Annotated in this window: 9 protein-coding genes and 2 tRNA genes; 1 reads left to right on the top strand and 10 read right to left on the bottom strand. The window is 44.2% G+C overall.

Going from position 1 to position 18,118, the window contains the following annotated elements:
• Positions 1-14 precede the first annotated feature (14 nt).
• From SEDOR53_RS0108195 to dnaA, 10 genes are all read right to left on the bottom strand, one after another.
• Complete coding sequence (locus SEDOR53_RS0108195; protein ID WP_051416553.1) at positions 15-3,257, bottom strand: SusC/RagA family TonB-linked outer membrane protein; 3,243 nt, start codon at positions 3,255-3,257, stop codon at positions 15-17.
• 191 nt (positions 3,258-3,448) lie between these two features.
• Positions 3,449-3,811, bottom strand: coding sequence for a SnoaL-like domain-containing protein (locus SEDOR53_RS0108190; protein WP_026769293.1), 363 nt, complete (start codon positions 3,809-3,811; stop codon positions 3,449-3,451).
• A gap of 60 nt (positions 3,812-3,871) precedes the next feature.
• On the bottom strand, positions 3,872-5,410 hold the full coding sequence (locus SEDOR53_RS17480; RefSeq protein WP_051416552.1) for a glycoside hydrolase: 1,539 nt from the start codon (positions 5,408-5,410) through the stop codon (positions 3,872-3,874).
• A gap of 165 nt (positions 5,411-5,575) precedes the next feature.
• Positions 5,576-7,573: an alpha-L-arabinofuranosidase C-terminal domain-containing protein gene (locus tag SEDOR53_RS0108180; RefSeq protein ID WP_232214740.1), complete on the bottom strand. Its 1,998-nt coding sequence runs from the start codon at positions 7,571-7,573 to the stop codon at positions 5,576-5,578.
• 252 nt (positions 7,574-7,825) lie between these two features.
• Complete coding sequence (locus SEDOR53_RS0108175; RefSeq protein ID WP_026769291.1) at positions 7,826-11,086, bottom strand: carboxypeptidase regulatory-like domain-containing protein; 3,261 nt, start codon at positions 11,084-11,086, stop codon at positions 7,826-7,828.
• Between the two features lie 93 nt (positions 11,087-11,179).
• Positions 11,180-12,706 carry a CehA/McbA family metallohydrolase gene (locus tag SEDOR53_RS0108170; RefSeq protein WP_051416551.1) on the bottom strand — a complete coding sequence of 509 codons (1,527 nt, stop codon included), beginning with the start codon at positions 12,704-12,706 and terminating at the stop codon, positions 11,180-11,182.
• Between the two features lie 2 nt (positions 12,707-12,708).
• Positions 12,709-15,426 (bottom strand): TonB-dependent receptor domain-containing protein, encoded by a 2,718-nt coding sequence (locus SEDOR53_RS17475; RefSeq protein WP_051416550.1) that lies wholly within the window; start codon positions 15,424-15,426, stop codon positions 12,709-12,711.
• Positions 15,427-15,783: 357 nt separating this feature from the next.
• Positions 15,784-15,857 (bottom strand) — tRNA-Pro (locus SEDOR53_RS0108160).
• 16 nt (positions 15,858-15,873) lie between these two features.
• Positions 15,874-15,962, bottom strand: a tRNA-Ser gene (locus SEDOR53_RS0108155).
• An 84-nt stretch (positions 15,963-16,046) separates the two neighbouring features.
• On the bottom strand, positions 16,047-17,480 hold the full coding sequence (gene dnaA / locus SEDOR53_RS0108150; protein ID WP_026769289.1) for a chromosomal replication initiator protein DnaA: 1,434 nt from the start codon (positions 17,478-17,480) through the stop codon (positions 16,047-16,049).
• A gap of 267 nt (positions 17,481-17,747) precedes the next feature.
• On the opposite strand from dnaA, the gene SEDOR53_RS0108145 reads away from it, so the two are divergent.
• Complete coding sequence (locus SEDOR53_RS0108145; RefSeq protein ID WP_026769288.1) at positions 17,748-18,116, top strand: DUF3127 domain-containing protein; 369 nt, start codon at positions 17,748-17,750, stop codon at positions 18,114-18,116.
• The last annotated feature ends 2 nt before the right edge of the window (positions 18,117-18,118 follow it).

The following is an 18,118-nucleotide window of genomic DNA, read 5'->3' as shown; positions in this document are numbered from 1 at the left end:
ATGATTTAATGAGTCTACAGGGTAACATTTAGGCCGAAATTGAATGTGATGGGAGTGATGCCCTTGTTTTCCGGATCAAAATAATTCCAGGAAGAGTATACATAGGGGTTCACTACATTAAGATACATTTTCACGGCTTCCATTTTATACCTGTGGGCCAGTTCAGATGGCAAGCTATACGCAACGCTCACGTTACTGATCCTTATGAAGGAAGACTTCCTGTACACATTCCATGAAACAGCACCAGCTGCATTGGAGTTGATCGCTGCATAATCGTTGATAGGATTGGTAGGGGTCCAGTAAGGACGCAGGTAGAAGTTAGACCTGTTATAGAACTTATCAACGTTCTTAGCTTCATTTAACTGAGAAAGCTGCCCAATCTTTGAGTACAGTGTCAACGAAACATCAAAGTTGCGGAAGACCCTGAATTCGTTTCGAAGGTTCCATGAAAAGTCAGGTGTTGTAGAGCCAATAAATTGCTTATCGTCTATAGTGTACTTACCATCACCATTGGTGTCCTGCAACCTGAAATCACCGGGCTTGTATCCATAAGAAGCAGCAGTTGCCGCATCGGCTACCTGCCAAACACCCAATATCCTGTAATCATATACGGTATTGATGTCTTTGCCGATATACCAGCCGTTTTTGAGATCGTCTTTCTCTACATAAGTAGTCTTACCACTTGCATCTACAACCGGAACAGGACCATACAGGTGTACGATCTTATTCCTGTTGAGCCAGAAACTGAACGTACTTCTCCAGGTAAAATTCCTTCGATCGAGGTTGAGCGAACTCACACTCATTTCAAAACCGGTGTTCTGTACTTCACCCAGGTTAGAAATTACATTGCTAAACCCGGTTACACTGGGCAGCGAACGGCTTACCAGCAAATCCTTGGTGTTTCGCTGGTAATAATCAAAAGAACCGCTGATCCTTCCACGAAGAATGGAATAATCAATACCCAGATTGACAGAAGCGTTCCGCTCCCATTTCAAATTGGAGTTGGCCATATTGCCGGTAGATAACGTTGCCACATCATATACAGTTCCGGAAGGAGTTATGTATACATATTTGCTGGCATTGAGTTGTGCTATCGAAGCATAGCGGCCTATTTCACGGTTACCATTCTCTCCGTAAGAGACCCTCAGTTTCGCGTAATCCAGCCATTTATCAAACCGGCGCATGAATCGCTCTTGACTCAATGCCCATGATGCACCAAATGAATAAAAAGTAGCCCTTGGGTTCTGTTGTCCAAATGCAGAATATCCATCCCTTCTAACAGTACCCGTTAAGAAATAACGCTGATCGTAATTATACGCGAGTCGTCCCATCAGGGCATCACCTGTAGCATACTCGTCTTTGGTAACGGTATTTAAAATAGCAGCTCCACCCAGGTTATGATAGCTCAGGTTGGAGTTAGGCGAAAAGTTCTCTGCATTGGTGGAGTCGCCCCATGATTGGAATTTCTCAGCATTGATCAGGAAAGTAGCATCGAAGGTATGTTTACCAAATTGATGATACCATTTGATCACATTATCCAACTGCCATTGATAAATTGTTTGGCTTTGCCTGATAGCAACGCCATTCCTTGCTGCAATGGTAGGGTTAAGCGGCGAACGGAAATTAAAGAACCGGTAATTCTCCAGTCTTGGTGTGAAATTCACCTGGTAAGAGAATCCCCATGGCAGTTTTCCTTTTGCATATACCGAACCGAAAAAGTTATCAAACTTTTTCATCCGGTCTGTATAAGCCTGCTCCATAAATGGGTGCGTATTATTTCCCGGATCATCATTAGGACTCAATCGAAGTGTAACACCATCATCTGCATAGTATGAACCCCATGGAGTAGTTTGTTGCACGTCTGACATGGAAACAGGTACTGAGCTCTCATCCCTGTTACTATATTGTAAGTTCAATCCAACTGTCAGGAATTTAGTGGCTTGTCCCTCCAGGTTCACCCTGGTCCTGAAAACCTTGTATTGATCTCCCACGGTCAATCCCTGGTTGCTGAGATAGCCCAGCGATAGATAATAATTGAAATCTTCTTTCCTGCCCGACATACTCACGGTATGATCGTGCTGCAAAGCGTTTTTATTATAGATCAGGTTTTCCCAGTTAAGCATTTTACCGGCCATGATATTACTGATCTCTATAGGCTTGAACTCATTCCTGTTCAGCCATTCCACCACCGGATCTCCGGCACTGCCCGGCCGCAGGCCCATCCATTGTGCTGTAGACAAACCACCCGGATTGGTGCGTGGATCCTTATAATAATATTGTATACCAGGAGTAGAAGCCGTATCGAATTTGACACCACCTACAGTAGGTGCCAAACCAGGCAGGAACCAATATTTAGCGGCTGCTTCATAATCTTGTCTGAAATTGATCATTTCATTACCGTCGAGCAGGTGGGGTTTTTGCTCCAGCACATTGATGCCAATATTATCGTTGAAAGTAATGGTGGGCTTATGGCTCTTGCTACTGCCTCTTTTGGTTGTGATAAGAATCACGCCATTAGCAGAGCGGGCTCCGTATACAGCAGCCGAGCTGGCATCTTTCAGGATGTCGATGGTAGCGATGTCATTAGGATTGATATCTTCCATACCTCCACCGAAAATCACTCCATCTAATACAATTACCGGAGGCGACTGTGCAGTTAGTGATCCCCTTCCTCTTACAGTAAGACTTGCATTGCTTCCTTTAGTACTGGCATCAAATCCTACATCCAGGCCGGGCGCATTTCCACGGAGCAAGTCCTGCACCGAACGTGGATTTTCATTTTCTAATTGTGTAGCTTTCACTTGTGCTACAGCACCTGTTAAGTCTTTTTTAGTTTGGGTACCATAACCAATCACCACTACATCATTTAATTGCAGTGACTGCTCCTCCATCATTACTATCAGGTTACCTGCATTCCCACGGAGTGGTATTTCCTTGTTAACGAACCCGGTATAACTGAATACCAGGATAGCGTGTTCGTCTACATTCTTCAACACAAACGCCCCCTGTGCATTGGTAGTGACCCCTTTTTTTGTGCCTCTGATGGTCACACTCACACCTTCCAGGGGTTGATTTTTACTGTCGGTTACCTTACCATTCAGTGTTCCGATCTGGACCGGCAGGTAATGTAAATGGGAATCAGCAGCATCAGCGCTGAGTTGGACGCTTGTCAGGGTAAAGCAAATAAGCAGTAGATTCAGTTTGCGGTAGCTGAAGTCAAGCCACCGGGTCAGGACTGACCTGAGTTGTTTTGGCATGTGCAATCGTTTTAGAATTGGTTAATTGGCAGTTCACCATACGTTTCGTTACGTATGTAGACCATCAAATTACACTAACCTATCTTTAACAATTGCATTTTGCACAGGAAAAGAATGCAAAAACGTCCGGAAACGTTTGCATAGATAAATTTTGAAATACAAGATTTAAGCCTTAATATATCCTACACAACCTACATAAGGAATCTTTCCGATACAATCCTTCCTTCTTTATTGACTTCATATACACAGAGTTCGCTCATATTCATGCGATCATGTCCTTTCATAGTGATGTCCATGCTCATGATCACTGCGAAAGAATTCCCTGCAACCAGCGGTTCCGATACGGTAAGACTATGCATTTGTTCCACCATGGATTCGAATTTGTGCCCTTTTTTGATGATGGCATCCAGTCCATGCGTTTCCTTTTCAAATGCGGGCGTGGCATGAGGCTCTATGCTGATGGCATCATTCGCATACAATTCTTTTTGAGCGGTTTCAAATTGTCCCTGGCGGCAGAGTTCAGCGAGTTTCGCCGCGATCTTTGAAGTGTTCATGTTTTTTCTTTAAATCTACAGTGAAAAAAAAAGCTGCGCTATTAATCTTGATGAGCGGTGTTAATCAGTCTGCATGTAGCTTGATTCAAGCGTTACAATACTGCCTGGCAATATATGGATAACACTTTCACTGGGATATCTCTTTTTTTCAAGCCGCAGGGAGGTGCTGGTAGTATAAGTTATCCACTCCTGTTTTGTAAAAATTGAACGATCGTGTTGGTCTATAAAGCGTAATTTTTGTTCTTTGGCAGTAGTATTGATGATTACAAATACCAATCGATGGTTTGCCCTGTCTTTATAAGCAGATACCAATAAACTATCTGCCCCGGGTATACCTACTGCAACCCGCAGCATCCCGGGTCTTACAAACCTGCTGTAATTACCAAGTACCCACAACGTTTTGCTGTCGTAATAACGACCAGCCGCTTTGTTTTTATCGATATAAATAAGCCCGTCTTTGTAATCATAAGGTGAAATAGCCAACCACCATTGCCAGGCTGCGGCATTTCCAGCCACCAGGTCTGCATGAATGACTTTCGCTACATATAAAGCAGTAGTTATGCCCGTGTCTCTTCCCCGGCCATTGATCTCTCCTGCATTATCTCCCAACACGGAATACTCTGTTTGCCAATAGCGCAAACCTTTAATTTCTGCAACTTTCCGTGAAATGTTGTCTCTGATGTGTATGGCCGTTGCATACGGGGAGCTGGTAAAATAACTGTGGGAAGCCACCACCCGTTCCACTGCTGGCAAACCACCAACAAAACCGGCCGACGAATCATTGAAGAAGGCTTCGACTTGGTTGTTTTTCAGTATGCGGTCGCGGCTGTTGAGCAGGTATTGAAGCTGCCCCGATTCGGGGATGATCAGTTTGGTTGACAACCTGCTTTCCTTTAAAACAGTATCGAATGTTTTGACCAGGTTGCCGATCTCATGATTGGTATACGGGCTGCCTTCCTGTCCCCCATCGCTCCAGTCCCATTGTGGTTCATTGACCGGGCTCAGGTAGTTGAATGTTATGCCTTCCTGTTGTTTGATATGCTTCAACGTTTCAGTTGCATACACTGCAAAAGCTTGATATTGATCAGGAGCAATATTACAAACACCTTTATCTGCAAAAGCTTTTTTATTCCGGGTAAATTGAACAGGCGGACTATTGAAAAAGCCCAGGAACGATTGCACACCCCTTTGTTTCGCTGCGTGCAGAAACCATAGTTGTGTTTTTTGCTGTTGCCAGTTGTACGCACCATTTTTCCCCAGAAAAGAAGAAGCCCTACGCCATTCGTCCCGTATGCCGCTACTATCTCCCTGCTCCCTGCTGCCCGCGCCAAAATTGAAACGCCATAAGCTTAACCCAATTCCTTTAGGGTTGCCGTTATCAAGCGTATCCATGCTGAACAGCCAATCGGCCATCTTATTTTTAGCAGCCTCCGGCCAATTGCCAACAAACTGGCATGACCAAGCATCTGAAGCGCCGAAATTTTCTATTGTCTGAAATGTCTTTTGAAGATCGACCTTTATAACAAGTGTATCTGTCTGCCTGGCTTGCCCAGGCTCATAGCACAGGCATAATATGAATGCAGCAAGTAATAGGCGCATGAAGAAACTGGTTCTATGGTGAGGTCAATATTGTTCAGCTTATCTTCTCTGAGGCAATAAATATAGTTATCTATCAGCGAAATGATTCAACAAGCCAGCAATGCTTCATTGGCGTTGATCGATTGTTTCATGTATAACCCAATGCATAAAACAAGTTTATAACAGTCAGCTTCCCCGTGTATATTTTATTCGCATCACACTGAGCGAATACGGAGGCGCTGTATATTGTAAACCCTTTTTTTGTAAGGATATTATTGATTCTTTGGGCGACAGGTTGAATGGTTGTTCAAATGAATTCGTTGTTTTTAAATCACCACTTTGCAATACGGTCAATTTACCGTCTTTGCATTTTCCAATGCCCTGTATAATAAAATTGCAGTCCTGCTTCCGGGCAGATGCATTGACCATTTTGAGGATCAACTCTCCGGAAACAGTGTCCATCACAGCAGATGCATACAAGCTATCGGACTCTTGAGTTCCTCCTATAGAGGAATTGATAGAGAGGAGCTTGCTGCCTTTGTTGTTTGAAAACAACTTTTGCACATAATAACTGGGTGTGCCATAGATGCTTAAGTTGTTGGTCCAGATAAGGTCCGGCGCCCATTGCCAGCCTTCTGCATGCGCAAACAGCGGTGCATAAGAAGCCATTTGTACCACATCGGCATTGCGTTCCATACCAGTCATGAACGCTGCTTCTGCCAATGCAGCCAGCCAGTTGCTTTTACCTTGCGGTCCCGTTGCATTGTTTACATGTGCCGCATATTCTCCGGCGAATACTTTGCTTCCATTTCTCGGGTAATGATCATAACGGCCGGTATTGGCGAAGAACCATTCGGGGCGGCGATAATAATGTTCATCGATCAGGTCGGCATTTCTTTTTCTTAAAGCTGTATTCAGGAAATCGAATCTTTCTCCTTCCGGATCCGTGCCCGAACTGTTTACCAGTTTGATATATGGATATTTGTTTTTGATGGCTTTTGTGAAGACATCCAACCGCTCCAGGTATTGAGGTCCCCAATTTTCATTCCCAATGCCCATCATTTTTAAATGGAAGGAAGCAGGATGGCCCATGGATGCCCTCACTTTACCCCAGGTAGTGGTAGTATCGCCATTGGCAAACTCGATCAAATCCAGCGCATCCTGCACATAAGCATCTAACTGGTGCATATCGGCCACTTCTGCACTATTGAACTGGCAAGCCATTCCACAATTGAGAATGGGCAACGGGGAAGCGCCGATATCTTCTGCCAACTGAAAATATTCATAAAAGCCCAACCCGAAAGTTTGAAAATAATCGGGGGCGGATCTGTGTGCGAACTCAACATTCCACCTGTTCATGATCAATTGCCGTTCTTCGACCGGACCAATTGTTTTTTTCCATTGATACCTGTTGTTGAGGTCCCGCCCTTCTACAATACATCCGCCGGGAAAACGGATAAAGCCAGGTTTTAGATCTGCCAGCATTTGTACCATATCTGCGCGCATACCTCCAGGCCTTCCCTTCCATGTATCGGAAGGAAAAAGAGAAACCATATCCAGTCCTATATAGCCGTCACCCACAAAATCAATGCTCAATTTCGCTTTAGGGCAGGTAGCATGCGATAAAAAGCTTGCCGATTGCTTATGCCAGTTGCCATCTTTGAGGGCGGGGATGAAGATCGTATCACCTAAAACATTTCCCGTTGAATCGATCAGTGAAACATGGAGATGGATTTGTGCAGTAACAGGTTGGTTATACAAAAGCGAAAAGAAATATCGCATATCTTTTTTCACACCCATGCCCCTGAAACCATCGTTGATCAATACAAGATCGCCTTTGGCCGCCTGTTGAACATTCACAGAAATATACCTGGGGTTTGCAGTATGAGCATCCTGCCTGTTTTGTACTACTACAGTACCTTCCCTGAATTTCTTTTGTTTAACTGTCCAACCCATCAATGGGCTGGAAAATTCGAAAGAACGGTTTTTAACCAATTCTGCATAGATACCGCCATCGGCGCCAAAGTTGATGTCTTCAAAGAATACACCCCACATCGTAGATTGTATTGCTGCAACAGGCTTATCGGTATCCACTATCCATGTTTTGTTCAGTTGTCCGCTTGCAATTGTCCAGCACAGTAAGCAGGGCAATACCAAGTGTAATATCTTGTTAAGCTTCATCATGACTATAGAGCGGTTTACTTTTCGGAACGTTCCAGATAAAACATGGCTTTGGTGCGCCAAAGCATAGGCATCGCAAAACAAATATAGGGGATTGGGACTATAAAGGTATTTTGTACACTTATTTTCTTGTCCATGGGCTATTATCAATGAAAAAGGACAATCTTGCTTAAGATTGTCCTTCAAGTCATTCATTCGTAAGGGCCTCGGTTTTGATACCTCTGTCCCTGGATGTCAGATGCTTATTAAATACTATTACCGGAATTCATAGCGTATACCCAATTGCACCTGGTAACGGTCGTTCGCGGGTATTAACTGTCCAAAACTGGGGTTTACCTGGTAGGCGTATTGTATTCTTCCCTGTGCCTTGGCAACCGGGTCCAGACCTAATGTCCTGAACAACTGCTGGTTGGTGCCTGATACTATATTTCTTTTTCCGGCATTTTTATCCAGCAGGTTGGCAAAATTGAATACCTGTGCCTGAAAAATCAGCTTGTTGTTTTTCAGGGCGGGAATCAGTTTCTTACTCAATGTATAGGACAAACTGATATCAATATTACTCCAGAACGGGTTATGCATTTCATTTCGTGACGCCATTTGTCCAAGATGATCTTTCAGGTATTTACCGGCTGTATTCGCCGGGTTATTCATGAGGGTTAGCAAATCCGTAGCCAACTGCTTTTCAAAAGGAGTGGCGTTGGGGTTGGCATTGATCACAGCCGGGTCAAAAATAAATGCTCTTTTATTGTTGTTGATGGTAAGACTGGAAGCATCGCCTGTAATATCTCCCAATATCACAGGTGTCCAGGGATTACCGGAAATTCCTACATATTTCAATCCCAACTGGAAGCCAAACACTTCCGGAGAAATACCTGTAACCACTACTTTATTCCTGAAGTCAGTATTAGCTCCACCGCGATTCACGGCCAGGCTTCTCGGATCATCTGCGATGTTACCACTGCTGTAAGTAGTACGAGCAATACAACAGTTATAAGAATTATCATCTTCCGTTTTGTTGAGGGTATAAGATGCGCTGATCATACCATTGGAAGGCAGTATAACGCCTGCTTCCAGTACGGCACCCATTTGCCAGATATGGGAATCGCCATTCAATTCGAGCACGCGGCCAAACTCAGGATGTGCGACCACATCTTTATAGGCGATCGGGTAACTGATCACCTTCGGGTTAGCAGGATTCGCCACGGCTACTTTATCGGCTGTTGCAAACACACCTCTGTTTCCTTCATTGGCCAGTCTGAAATCAGGAGCAGCGCGCAGGTTCAGGTCAACATACCGGTAATTGTGATAGGTATAAGCATGATAAAGATTGATGCCCGCATAAAAAGTTTTATTGAAAAACTGTTTGAAAGATATGTTGTTCTTCCAGGTCATGGGAGCATGGAAATCATCGCCGATCAAATTAATATAAGCGGGGATGGGACCGCTGTTGGCAGGCACACCCGGAACTGTATTGATGTCATTCCTGTAAGAAGGGTAATTAGGTACAGGAAGATTATTGGCAGGATACACCACATTGGACAGGTTCAAACCGGATTGCAGGATATTGCTCAACTGTGCCCAGTGCACAATATTGGCAGAAAAGAGCCCCGATCCGACCTGGAGCACTGAGGTCTGGTCGCCTTTCAGGTCATACGTGAATTGTATGCGTGGCTGGATATTGGTAAAGTCCTGCGCTACTTTATCCGTCCGTTTACCCAATACCTGAAACACAAGCGGGTTATATCCGGGCTTCGAAGTAAACACAGTGGCATCCCAGCGAAGGCCACCTGTGATATTCATCCTGGAATTCATCCGGTAATCAATCTGTCCGTATGCAGCTAAATCAAGGGCCGTCTGGTTCAGGTATTGCGCATATCCGTTGGAAGGATTCAAGGGAACCAGTCGGGTATAAGCGTTGGGTTTGAGGTTGTCCAGATCGTCAAGGCTGGAAAACTGGAACAGGCCTCCCTGCTCATTGGTATTCAGCGTATGAGTGAAAGTGATCAGGTTATCCGTTCCGAAAGTAAAATGAAACTTGCCGGTTTGCAGGTTCAGGTTCTCTACAAACTGCAATTGCTGTTCACCCTGCTTTTCCGGTGCAATCCGGTTTCCCCCGAATTGGAAAGCCTTGGTTACCTTGGTACCGTCCTGTAGTGTGGAAGCGATATTTACAAAGCCTCTTGGCAAATTGGAATAAGGAATAAAATCCCGCTGCGCTTTCAGGTATTGTATTTTGAAATCATTGGTCAGCTTATCAGTCAATTTTGTTTTCAATGATAATTGTGTAGAAAACAATTTGATCAGGTGTGAACCATATGATTCTTTCACTGCCGTATTATCAGGATAGGCATAAGGCGAGAACTCACTCTCCTGCGACGAATAGTTTGTTCTCAGCGTTAATGTATTGCGGTCATTCAGTTTATAATCCAGGCGGCCAAAAAAAGTCCGGCTGATGGGCTTGAATAAATACAATCCAACCTGGTCAGCAGGATTGGGGAGACCATATTTGGTATTCAGAATATTCAGGAATCGTTGAAGATTGGCAGCAGAAATGCCTTCTGCTTTTTCTGTTGTCAGGTCATGCACATCCAGCACTGAAATAGGCTGACTCTTGCTCTCGAAATCGAAAGCAGTGAAAAAATGCAACTTATTTTTGATGATGGGGCCACCCAGTGAAAAACCATACTGGTTGATATTAAAATCTTTCAGTGTTCTGCCCAGGTAATCATTGGCGGCGGTAAGTCTATTGCTTCGGTTGTAAAAGAAGGCAGAACCGGTAAAGTTATTGGTACCCGATTTACTGATCACGTTGATGGCGCCGCCACCCTGACGCCCCTGCAACACATCATAGTTGTTGGTAGATACTTCGTATTCTTTGATGGCTTCAATAGATATGGTGAAAATGGGCAGCAACCCGCCATTCATCATGAAGCGTTGGTTCATACCATCCAATGTAATGCCTGTAGAACTTTCCCGGGTACCGCCGATACTCAGACTGGGATTATTAGCCGGTGACACTCCTGTCAGCGGTGATATGTTGGCAAGGTCCTGGAAATTGCGACTATTCGCCGGTATCACTTTGATCTCCTGGGTACCCAGTTTTTTGGCCGTTCCTACCGGTGACACTTTGCTGTAAATATCTTTTCTGGATGTAATCACTACTTCTTTCAGTTCGGTTACCTGGTCTGACAGTTCAAAATCGGCTTTTAGGTTCTCACCGATCGCTATGGTATAACCAGATTTTTGCATCGTCCCATATCCGGTATAAGACGCGGTAATGGTGTAGGGACCACCCAGCGGCAGGTCGATGACCTGGTAAAATCCTTTCAGGTTGGAGATACCTTTGTATACAAAGCCGGTTGATTCGTTCTTAATACTAATGACAGCGCCAGGCAAAAAGCTGCCTTTGGAAGCTCTTATAAAACCGTTGATAGAGGTATTCGTTTGTGCATTTACCAGCAACCATCCAATAGAAAAAATAAAAAGCAGTCTCGCTTTCAGGGCATAGTTATTCATTGCAGCGTGTTTTAGATGAGCGCAAAATTATACCCGCAAACAAAAATGAATGTTAAGCGAAGATTACGATACAGAAATTAATTGTAAACAACACTATTGCTGCAACGATACAGCTTTGATATAAACAGGATTACTTACCATAACCAGTTTCCCGTTTGCTTCACTGACTTTTGCATAGATGAAATGGTTTCCTTTACCTGCTTTCCATGAAACGGATATTCTTTTCTGATCGGAAGGTATCGTTCGCGCAAGATCTGGATTCAATTCTCCATCTAAGATGAATTCGACCTTGCCATTCGGAACACCCGCAACTTCAGCTGTCAGGTATACGCTATCAAAAGGCTTTATTTCCAGGATGTTTCCCATATACGCTTCATTAGCATTAGTCCTCGCTGATAAGTCCAGAAAATGATCTTTCTTACCGTCGATATCGATAAAGACCCGGCCACTGCGTATGCCGTCCAACATCCCTTTTACGGATAGTTCTTTCATATATACGACCGTAGTGGGGTTTCCAATAGTGCCGGGAGCTCCTTTTTTTTCTCCCGCATGGTGATCGTCACTACCTCCTATGGCAGTTACCTGTTGCCCCTCTTTCAACATCTTGTGCCATAAATTCCAACCCTGGATAAACGATTCTGCCCCATAAGTCAGTGAACCGCCATTGATGAGTTCAACAGCCGTGATCACTTTATTAGGAATATGATCTATCTGCCAACCACAGCCCATGCAGTTCTCCCCGGAAGGAACACCTGGATGGTTGATGGATATGATACCACCGGAGCGATTGGCCACATCCATCCATTTCTTCGCTTGCGCATACGAAGGTTGCGTCATCCGAAAGTCAAGGAAATCTATCAATCCAAATACGTTGGCATGGCCAAAGAATGTAGTAATTTCCTGCCCCGGCACAAACAATATTTTATTGAAAGCAGGTTCCAGTTCGCGTAAAGCTTCGGATTGCGCTCTCGTATTGTGGTCTGTCAGGGCTATAAAATCCAACCCTTTATTTACAGCTGCGGCTGCTACCCGATAAACGGGAGTGGGAACTTCATCACCCTCTTGCGAAACGCATTTGCCATCACTGTTTCCGCTATGCATGTGGAGATCTCCACGATACCATCCGGGCTGAGCACAGATAGGCCTATCATAAAATTCCGTGATCTTAGTGATGGTATCGATGAACACCTTTGCTTCATATTCCGCAATAACGCCGGTACGTATATTGGGAATTCCCAATAATAGCTTCCATGTTCCGGAAGGAAGCGGTCCGGAAAAATATCCTGGGGTCGCTTCTTCCCTGCTGATTGTAAATCCTTTCCTCGCCCCGCCACTCCATCCGCGGAAACCCTGAGGGTCCAGCAAACCCAGGTCAACAGTGGTACGATCCTCTTTTTTGTTGTATGAAAATTCCACTGTCAGCCTTTTTACACCTTTAGGCAATACAAAAGGCGCTTCGATATATCGTTGATAGTCTTTCCTGCTGATCGTTCCCTTTAATATCTTATACGGTTGTGTTGTAATTCGATCATTAGGTTTGCTTTGTCCATTCACACTACCGGAAAAGGCAGCGACTATAACAACCCCCATTAAACCCACCACACCGGAATGTCTCCTCATCATCAGAATTTGTAACGGAGGGAAATTTTGTAACTCCTGCCGATGAGCGGACGGGCAATGAAAGAGGTTGCACCATAATCCGCGTTTTGCACCTCACCCTGACGCGGGTTTCCTTCCGTGAGTCCCAAAGAATTGTTGAGATTGTCTATCACTCCGAAAAGGGATATTTTGTCGGTTACCTTTACCTGAGCATTTATATCTATTTTTACATAACTGGGAAGCACAACGGAGTTGGCAACATCTACATAACGCTTTCCTTCATACTCAATAGGGGCCTGCAGCCGCACACGATCACCGAAAACATTGAACCCTGGTACTACCCTGAAAGAAACAGCCGGTATCCTGATAAGCTGGTTTCCGTTATAGTTCTTCAGATTGCCGGATTGGTCTGTATAGACCAGCCCTTTGTATTTCGCACTTTGCAAAGTGGATGTCGCAGAAATATCAAACCATTTATAAGGATAATAAGCACCTTCTAATTCCAAGCCAAATGTTTGGGTATTCGCATATAAAGTCTGGGGATTGTTAGTACCGTTCGGGTTAAATACATAGTTGGTAAAGCCTACATCGTTGTATTTCGTATAGAATCCCGTTGCGTAAAGAGAAACTTTATCAGAACCATACTTATACCCTATTTCACCCAGGTTCATTGTCTGCGTCAAAGGAACTGCCTTGACATTGGTAACATAGGTTCCCAGGCCTGGAATACGTGCCGCAGCAGTATATCGGGCAAAAGCACCCATATTGTTGGAAAACTGATAGTTCACACCCAATGTCCATGTCGTGTAATTGAATGTTTGATTGTATCCCGGGAATAACCTGTTGCCGGTCATTATATTAGAAGTAGCAAAAGTTCCGAGATTCACGTTCTTTGTCTGTTCCACAACACCCTGTGTCTGGACGGTTTCCCAACGTATTCCTCCATCAATGCGCAAAGCACGTGTGATCTCCCATTCGTCACTTAAATACAGAGCATTAGTGGTCTGTTCGCCGTGTGCATTTGCATATTCATATCCATAACGGTATATTCCATTATTGGTGAAAGTCGACAACACATTTCCACTGCCATCTAATGCCACCAGGTTCAGCAATTTCGCATTGTTCTGCACGTCCAGTAATCCAACAGATGAATAGCGGGTGAAGTTTTCTTCAAAATGGGAATAATAATACCCGAAGTTGAAATCATGTTTTGATTCTCCCGTCATGAAAAAATGAGAAATGTGAAGATCGTTGTTGGTTTCGGTCACCGGCAAAGTCAGGCCCCTCATACCTCCCAATATCATCAAACCATTACCGTTTTGATTAATTGTATCGAAAGATGCTCCGGAGGTTACATATTGTAAACCCAAACTCTGCGCGTTGGGAACAGTTGCCAAAAGATTGGATTGGCTTTTTAAGAAGGACTTAGCGCTTAGTAAAGAATTGGGGAAAACACCGTTTCGCTGTGTCGTTGTATTGCTGTAGCGGAATGTATTTTTCAAGACCCACTTATCGAATATTTCCGTATTAAATTTTGCGGTCAGCTGGTTTCTTTTGACCTGCGTACCAACTGTATTATCGAAATTGTACAGGCTGCCATCTCCCTGTATCATCTCTACTTTTTGTGTCTCCGGTCCTGCGATGGTTCCATAGTTCCCGTCTACTCCGGGCACTGCCACGATCTTGCCGTTTTTATATACCATGGGAAGTCCCAAATACAGCATTACATTGTCGTCCAGCCGTTTAAAATCGAGGTTGAAAGACGATTTATCCCATTTGCGCCCGAGCGAAATACGGAACTGTCCTCCATGATTTCCCGTAAAGCCGGGGTTACGCACCCCGTTTCCTGTACGGTAAAATCCGCCTACCGAAAGTTTCCAATCGTTAATCGGAGCGCCTACCCAAATATCTTGCCTGAAAAGATTGCCATCACCCACGGTTAATTTGAAAATACCTTCCGTTTTGTTGCCAACAGCCCTTGGGATATAGTTCACAGCTCCGGCTGGTGCATTGGAATAAAAGATGCTGGACGGACCGCCCCTTACAACTTCGATAGACTGGATACTCTCATCGAAACGAAATACCTGATCCCCATTCAGATAACCCAATGCCGGATCATGTTGTACGGGAATTCCGTCTTCCAGCAATTGAATAGAACCATAACCATCGACCGGAACACCTCTTGCTCTTACATTACCGCTGGCTTCGCCGCCGGAGGCTTCTACCCAAAAACCAGGTACAGATTTCAAACTCTCCGTTACGCTGGTAGGCGCCTGTAAACTCAGTGCGTTGTATCCGATATTGGTAACAGAATAGCTGGTGGTAAGTTTATTGCGACTGCCTGCTCCTGCACGAGCTGTTACAACCACTTCATTTAGGTTGTGACCAAGCTTGTAAGTCGAGTCTTCCAGTACAACATTGATCTCGTTTTTCCCTGCTACATTAATATGATACATTTTGTATCCGTCAGCACTAAAAATCAAGTTTCCATTGAAAGGCACTTCAACAAGATAGGAACCTTCTTTATCAGAAGAAATTTTTATCATAGTTTTCGCAACCATTACATTTACATATGGTACAGGATTACCTTGTGCATTCGATACATGCCCTGTTACCCGAATGATGGAATCTTTACTTAAATCGGATTGAGAGTTTTTCACCTGAGCAGTGCCTCTGAACCACAAAATCGTAATAGTCAATACGAAAAAAAGTTTCCCCCAAAAAATGAAATTGCTCTTCATTTAATTAAATTTTAATAAGCGAAAATATTGCACAACGTGACAGCCGTTCAAGGCTTATAAGTGTGAAGGTTTCTTAGCCGCAAAATTAGAAGCAGTGAAAATAATATTGAATTATCTAATTGTTAAGCCGTAATTGTAATAAAGCGGAATCGGGATCGTGGAAGGAAAGATTGTAAACTAATATGTTCTAAAACCAGAGTCGAAGTTCGATGTTCCCTGATAAATTGCATTTTGAAAATAGTTCACTTCGAACTGTCAGGGTAAATGAAGCTGTCAAATTTATTTACATGATAGACATCAATTTAGGCGGAAATAAAACAGGACAAGCCAAAAATAAATTTGACTTGTCCTGTTAAGTCGGGAAGACAGGATTCGAACCTGCGACCCCCTGGTCCCAAACCAGGTGCGCTACCGGCCTGCGCTACTTCCCGGGCCATTAAAAGAAAGCGGTGAGGGCGGGATTCGAACCCGCGGTACAGTTTGACCCGTACGGCAGTTTAGCAAACTACTGATTTCAGCCACTCATCCACCTCACCGGGCTGATAAAGCCTTTTCCCTTTTGGAAAGGGCTGCAAAAATAGGGATAGGGAACTTAAATACCTAAAATAAATTCAGGGAATTTACATGGCTGCCAACTGCACTTTCTGCGTCAGCTCCATTACGTTTTCACGGAAAATAGAATCGGTATCCATCAGGTCTTTCACCGTCTGGCAGGAATGGATTACCGTGGTATGATCACGGCCTCCGAAATGCTCTCCGATCGTTTTCAGGGAGTTCTTGGTAAAAGCTTTAGCCAGGTACATGGTAATCTGGCGGGCCTGCACGATCTCACGCTTACGCGTTTTCTGCAATAATTTATCATAAGGAACATCAAAATATTCACACACCATTTTCTGAATGGCATCGATGGTAATTTCTTTGCTGCTGGTCTTGACAAAATTGCGCAATACTTTTTTGGCCAGTTCTACGTCGATGTCTTTTTTATTCAAAGACGACTGTGCCAGCAGGGAAATCAGCGCCCCTTCCAGTTCGCGCACATTTGTGTTGATATTGTACGCCACATATTTGACCACTTCTTTGGGCATATCCAACCCATCGTTCTTCATCTTGCGCTCCAGTATCTCGATCCTCGTCTCATAATCAGGCACCTGCAGGTCTGCACTCAATCCCCAACGAAAACGGCTCAGCAACCGCTCCTGCATACCATCCAGGTCTTTCGGCGCTTTATCTGAAGTGAGTACCAACTGTTTGCCACTCTGGTGCAGGTGGTTAAAGATGGCGAAAAAAGCATCCTGGCTTTTTTCTGCGCGGCTGAAGAACTGCACATCGTCGATGATCAGCACATCGATCAACTGGTAAAAATGTATGAAGTCGTTGATGGCATTATTACGGCTGTGGTCCTGGAACTGGTTGATGAATTTCTCACTGCTCACATACAATACCACTTTACCGGGATGCATCCTTTTAACGTCGTTTCCAATAGCCTGGGCAAGGTGCGTTTTACCCAATCCAACACCACCGTAAATTACCAGGGGATTGAATGAGTTGGCACCAGGTTTCTCAGCTACCGTTTTGCCCGCACGCCTGGCCACACGATTGCAATCGCCCTCAATGAAAGAGTCGAAAGTATACATCTGGTTGAGCTGGGGATCGATCTGCATTTTCTTCAGACCGGGAATGACAAAAGGATTCTTCACCGGGTTGTCGATCACCAGCGGGAAATTCATTTCATTGTTATTATAGGTCTTCATGCCGCTGGCAGGCACGTCCATAGAACCATTGCGGCCATTGGTATTGCCGCTGTCCACCATAATACGGTATTCCAGCCGGGCTTCTTTGCCCAGTTCACGCTTAAGGGTCTTGGCCAGGAGGTTTACATAATGCTCTTCGAGGTATTCATAAAAGAACTGACTGGGCACCTGGATCATGAGTACGTTCTCTTTCAGTTCTACCGGGTTGATGGGCTCAAACCATGTTTTGAAATGTTGCCATTCTACAATGTCTTTGATGATCTTCAAACAATTGCTCCATACTAATTCAGCGCTCTTAACCATAGGTGAAAACGAACGAGTTTATATAATGAGTTATAGTAGTATGTCCCCTTTCTTACACTCCCCATTAAGGTACCCAAAATACATACGAGTCTGCGAATATGTAGACTTTATGTTGAAAAAAAAATTTTTTATTCCCTTGTTTTTTTCATTAGGAAAACAGTCTACAGCCCGCAGCGTTAAGATACACTTTAAATGACAGTAAACGAAGATTTTTTAAGCCTACAGTGAATTTTAATATTAGTTTTGTCCCTTTCAAAAAAACATAGTATGTCGTACGAGATTACAGGCAAACTGGTAGCCCGGTTTGATATTGTGCAGCGCACCGAAACATTCAAGACAAGGGAGTTCGTGATTGAAAAATCAGAAGATATTGGTGGAAGAGTTATTACCAATTATGTTAAGTTCCAATGCGTGCAGGATAAAACCGCCATGCCCGACCGCTTCAACATCGGTGATGATGTAAAAGTGCAGTTCAACATCAAAGGAACCAAGTGGGTGAAAGACGGACGCGAAAATTATATTACCAACCTGGACGCCTGGAGAATGGAAACGGTGAAACTGTCGCAGGAATCGGGACAATCCGATTACAATGACATGCCACCTCCTGCCGAGATGGTAGACGACCTGCCCTTTTAGGT

The organism is Asinibacterium sp. OR53, assembly GCF_000515315.1.
Lineage (GTDB): Bacteria > Bacteroidota > Bacteroidia > Chitinophagales > Chitinophagaceae > Sediminibacterium.
This window is presented reverse-complemented; position numbering and strand designations above follow the sequence as displayed.

Bases quoted from the DNA above. Each gene is read 5' to 3' on its own strand.
- SEDOR53_RS0108195 (WP_051416553.1), bottom strand. From the start codon at position 3,257: ATGCCAAAACAACTCAGGTCAGTCCTGACCCGGTGGCTTGACTTCAGC.
- SEDOR53_RS0108190 (WP_026769293.1), bottom strand. From the start codon at position 3,811: ATGAACACTTCAAAGATCGCGGCGAAACTCGCTGAACTCTGCCGCCAG.
- SEDOR53_RS17480 (WP_051416552.1), bottom strand. From the start codon at position 5,410: ATGCGCCTATTACTTGCTGCATTCATATTATGCCTGTGCTATGAGCCT.
- SEDOR53_RS0108180 (WP_232214740.1), bottom strand. From the start codon at position 7,573: ATGATGAAGCTTAACAAGATATTACACTTGGTATTGCCCTGCTTACTG.
- SEDOR53_RS0108175 (WP_026769291.1), bottom strand. From the start codon at position 11,086: ATGAATAACTATGCCCTGAAAGCGAGACTGCTTTTTATTTTTTCTATT.
- SEDOR53_RS0108170 (WP_051416551.1), bottom strand. From the start codon at position 12,706: ATGAGGAGACATTCCGGTGTGGTGGGTTTAATGGGGGTTGTTATAGTC.
- SEDOR53_RS17475 (WP_051416550.1), bottom strand. From the start codon at position 15,426: ATGAAGAGCAATTTCATTTTTTGGGGGAAACTTTTTTTCGTATTGACT.
- dnaA (WP_026769289.1), bottom strand. From the start codon at position 17,480: ATGGTTAAGAGCGCTGAATTAGTATGGAGCAATTGTTTGAAGATCATC.
- SEDOR53_RS0108145 (WP_026769288.1), top strand. From the start codon at position 17,748: ATGTCGTACGAGATTACAGGCAAACTGGTAGCCCGGTTTGATATTGTG.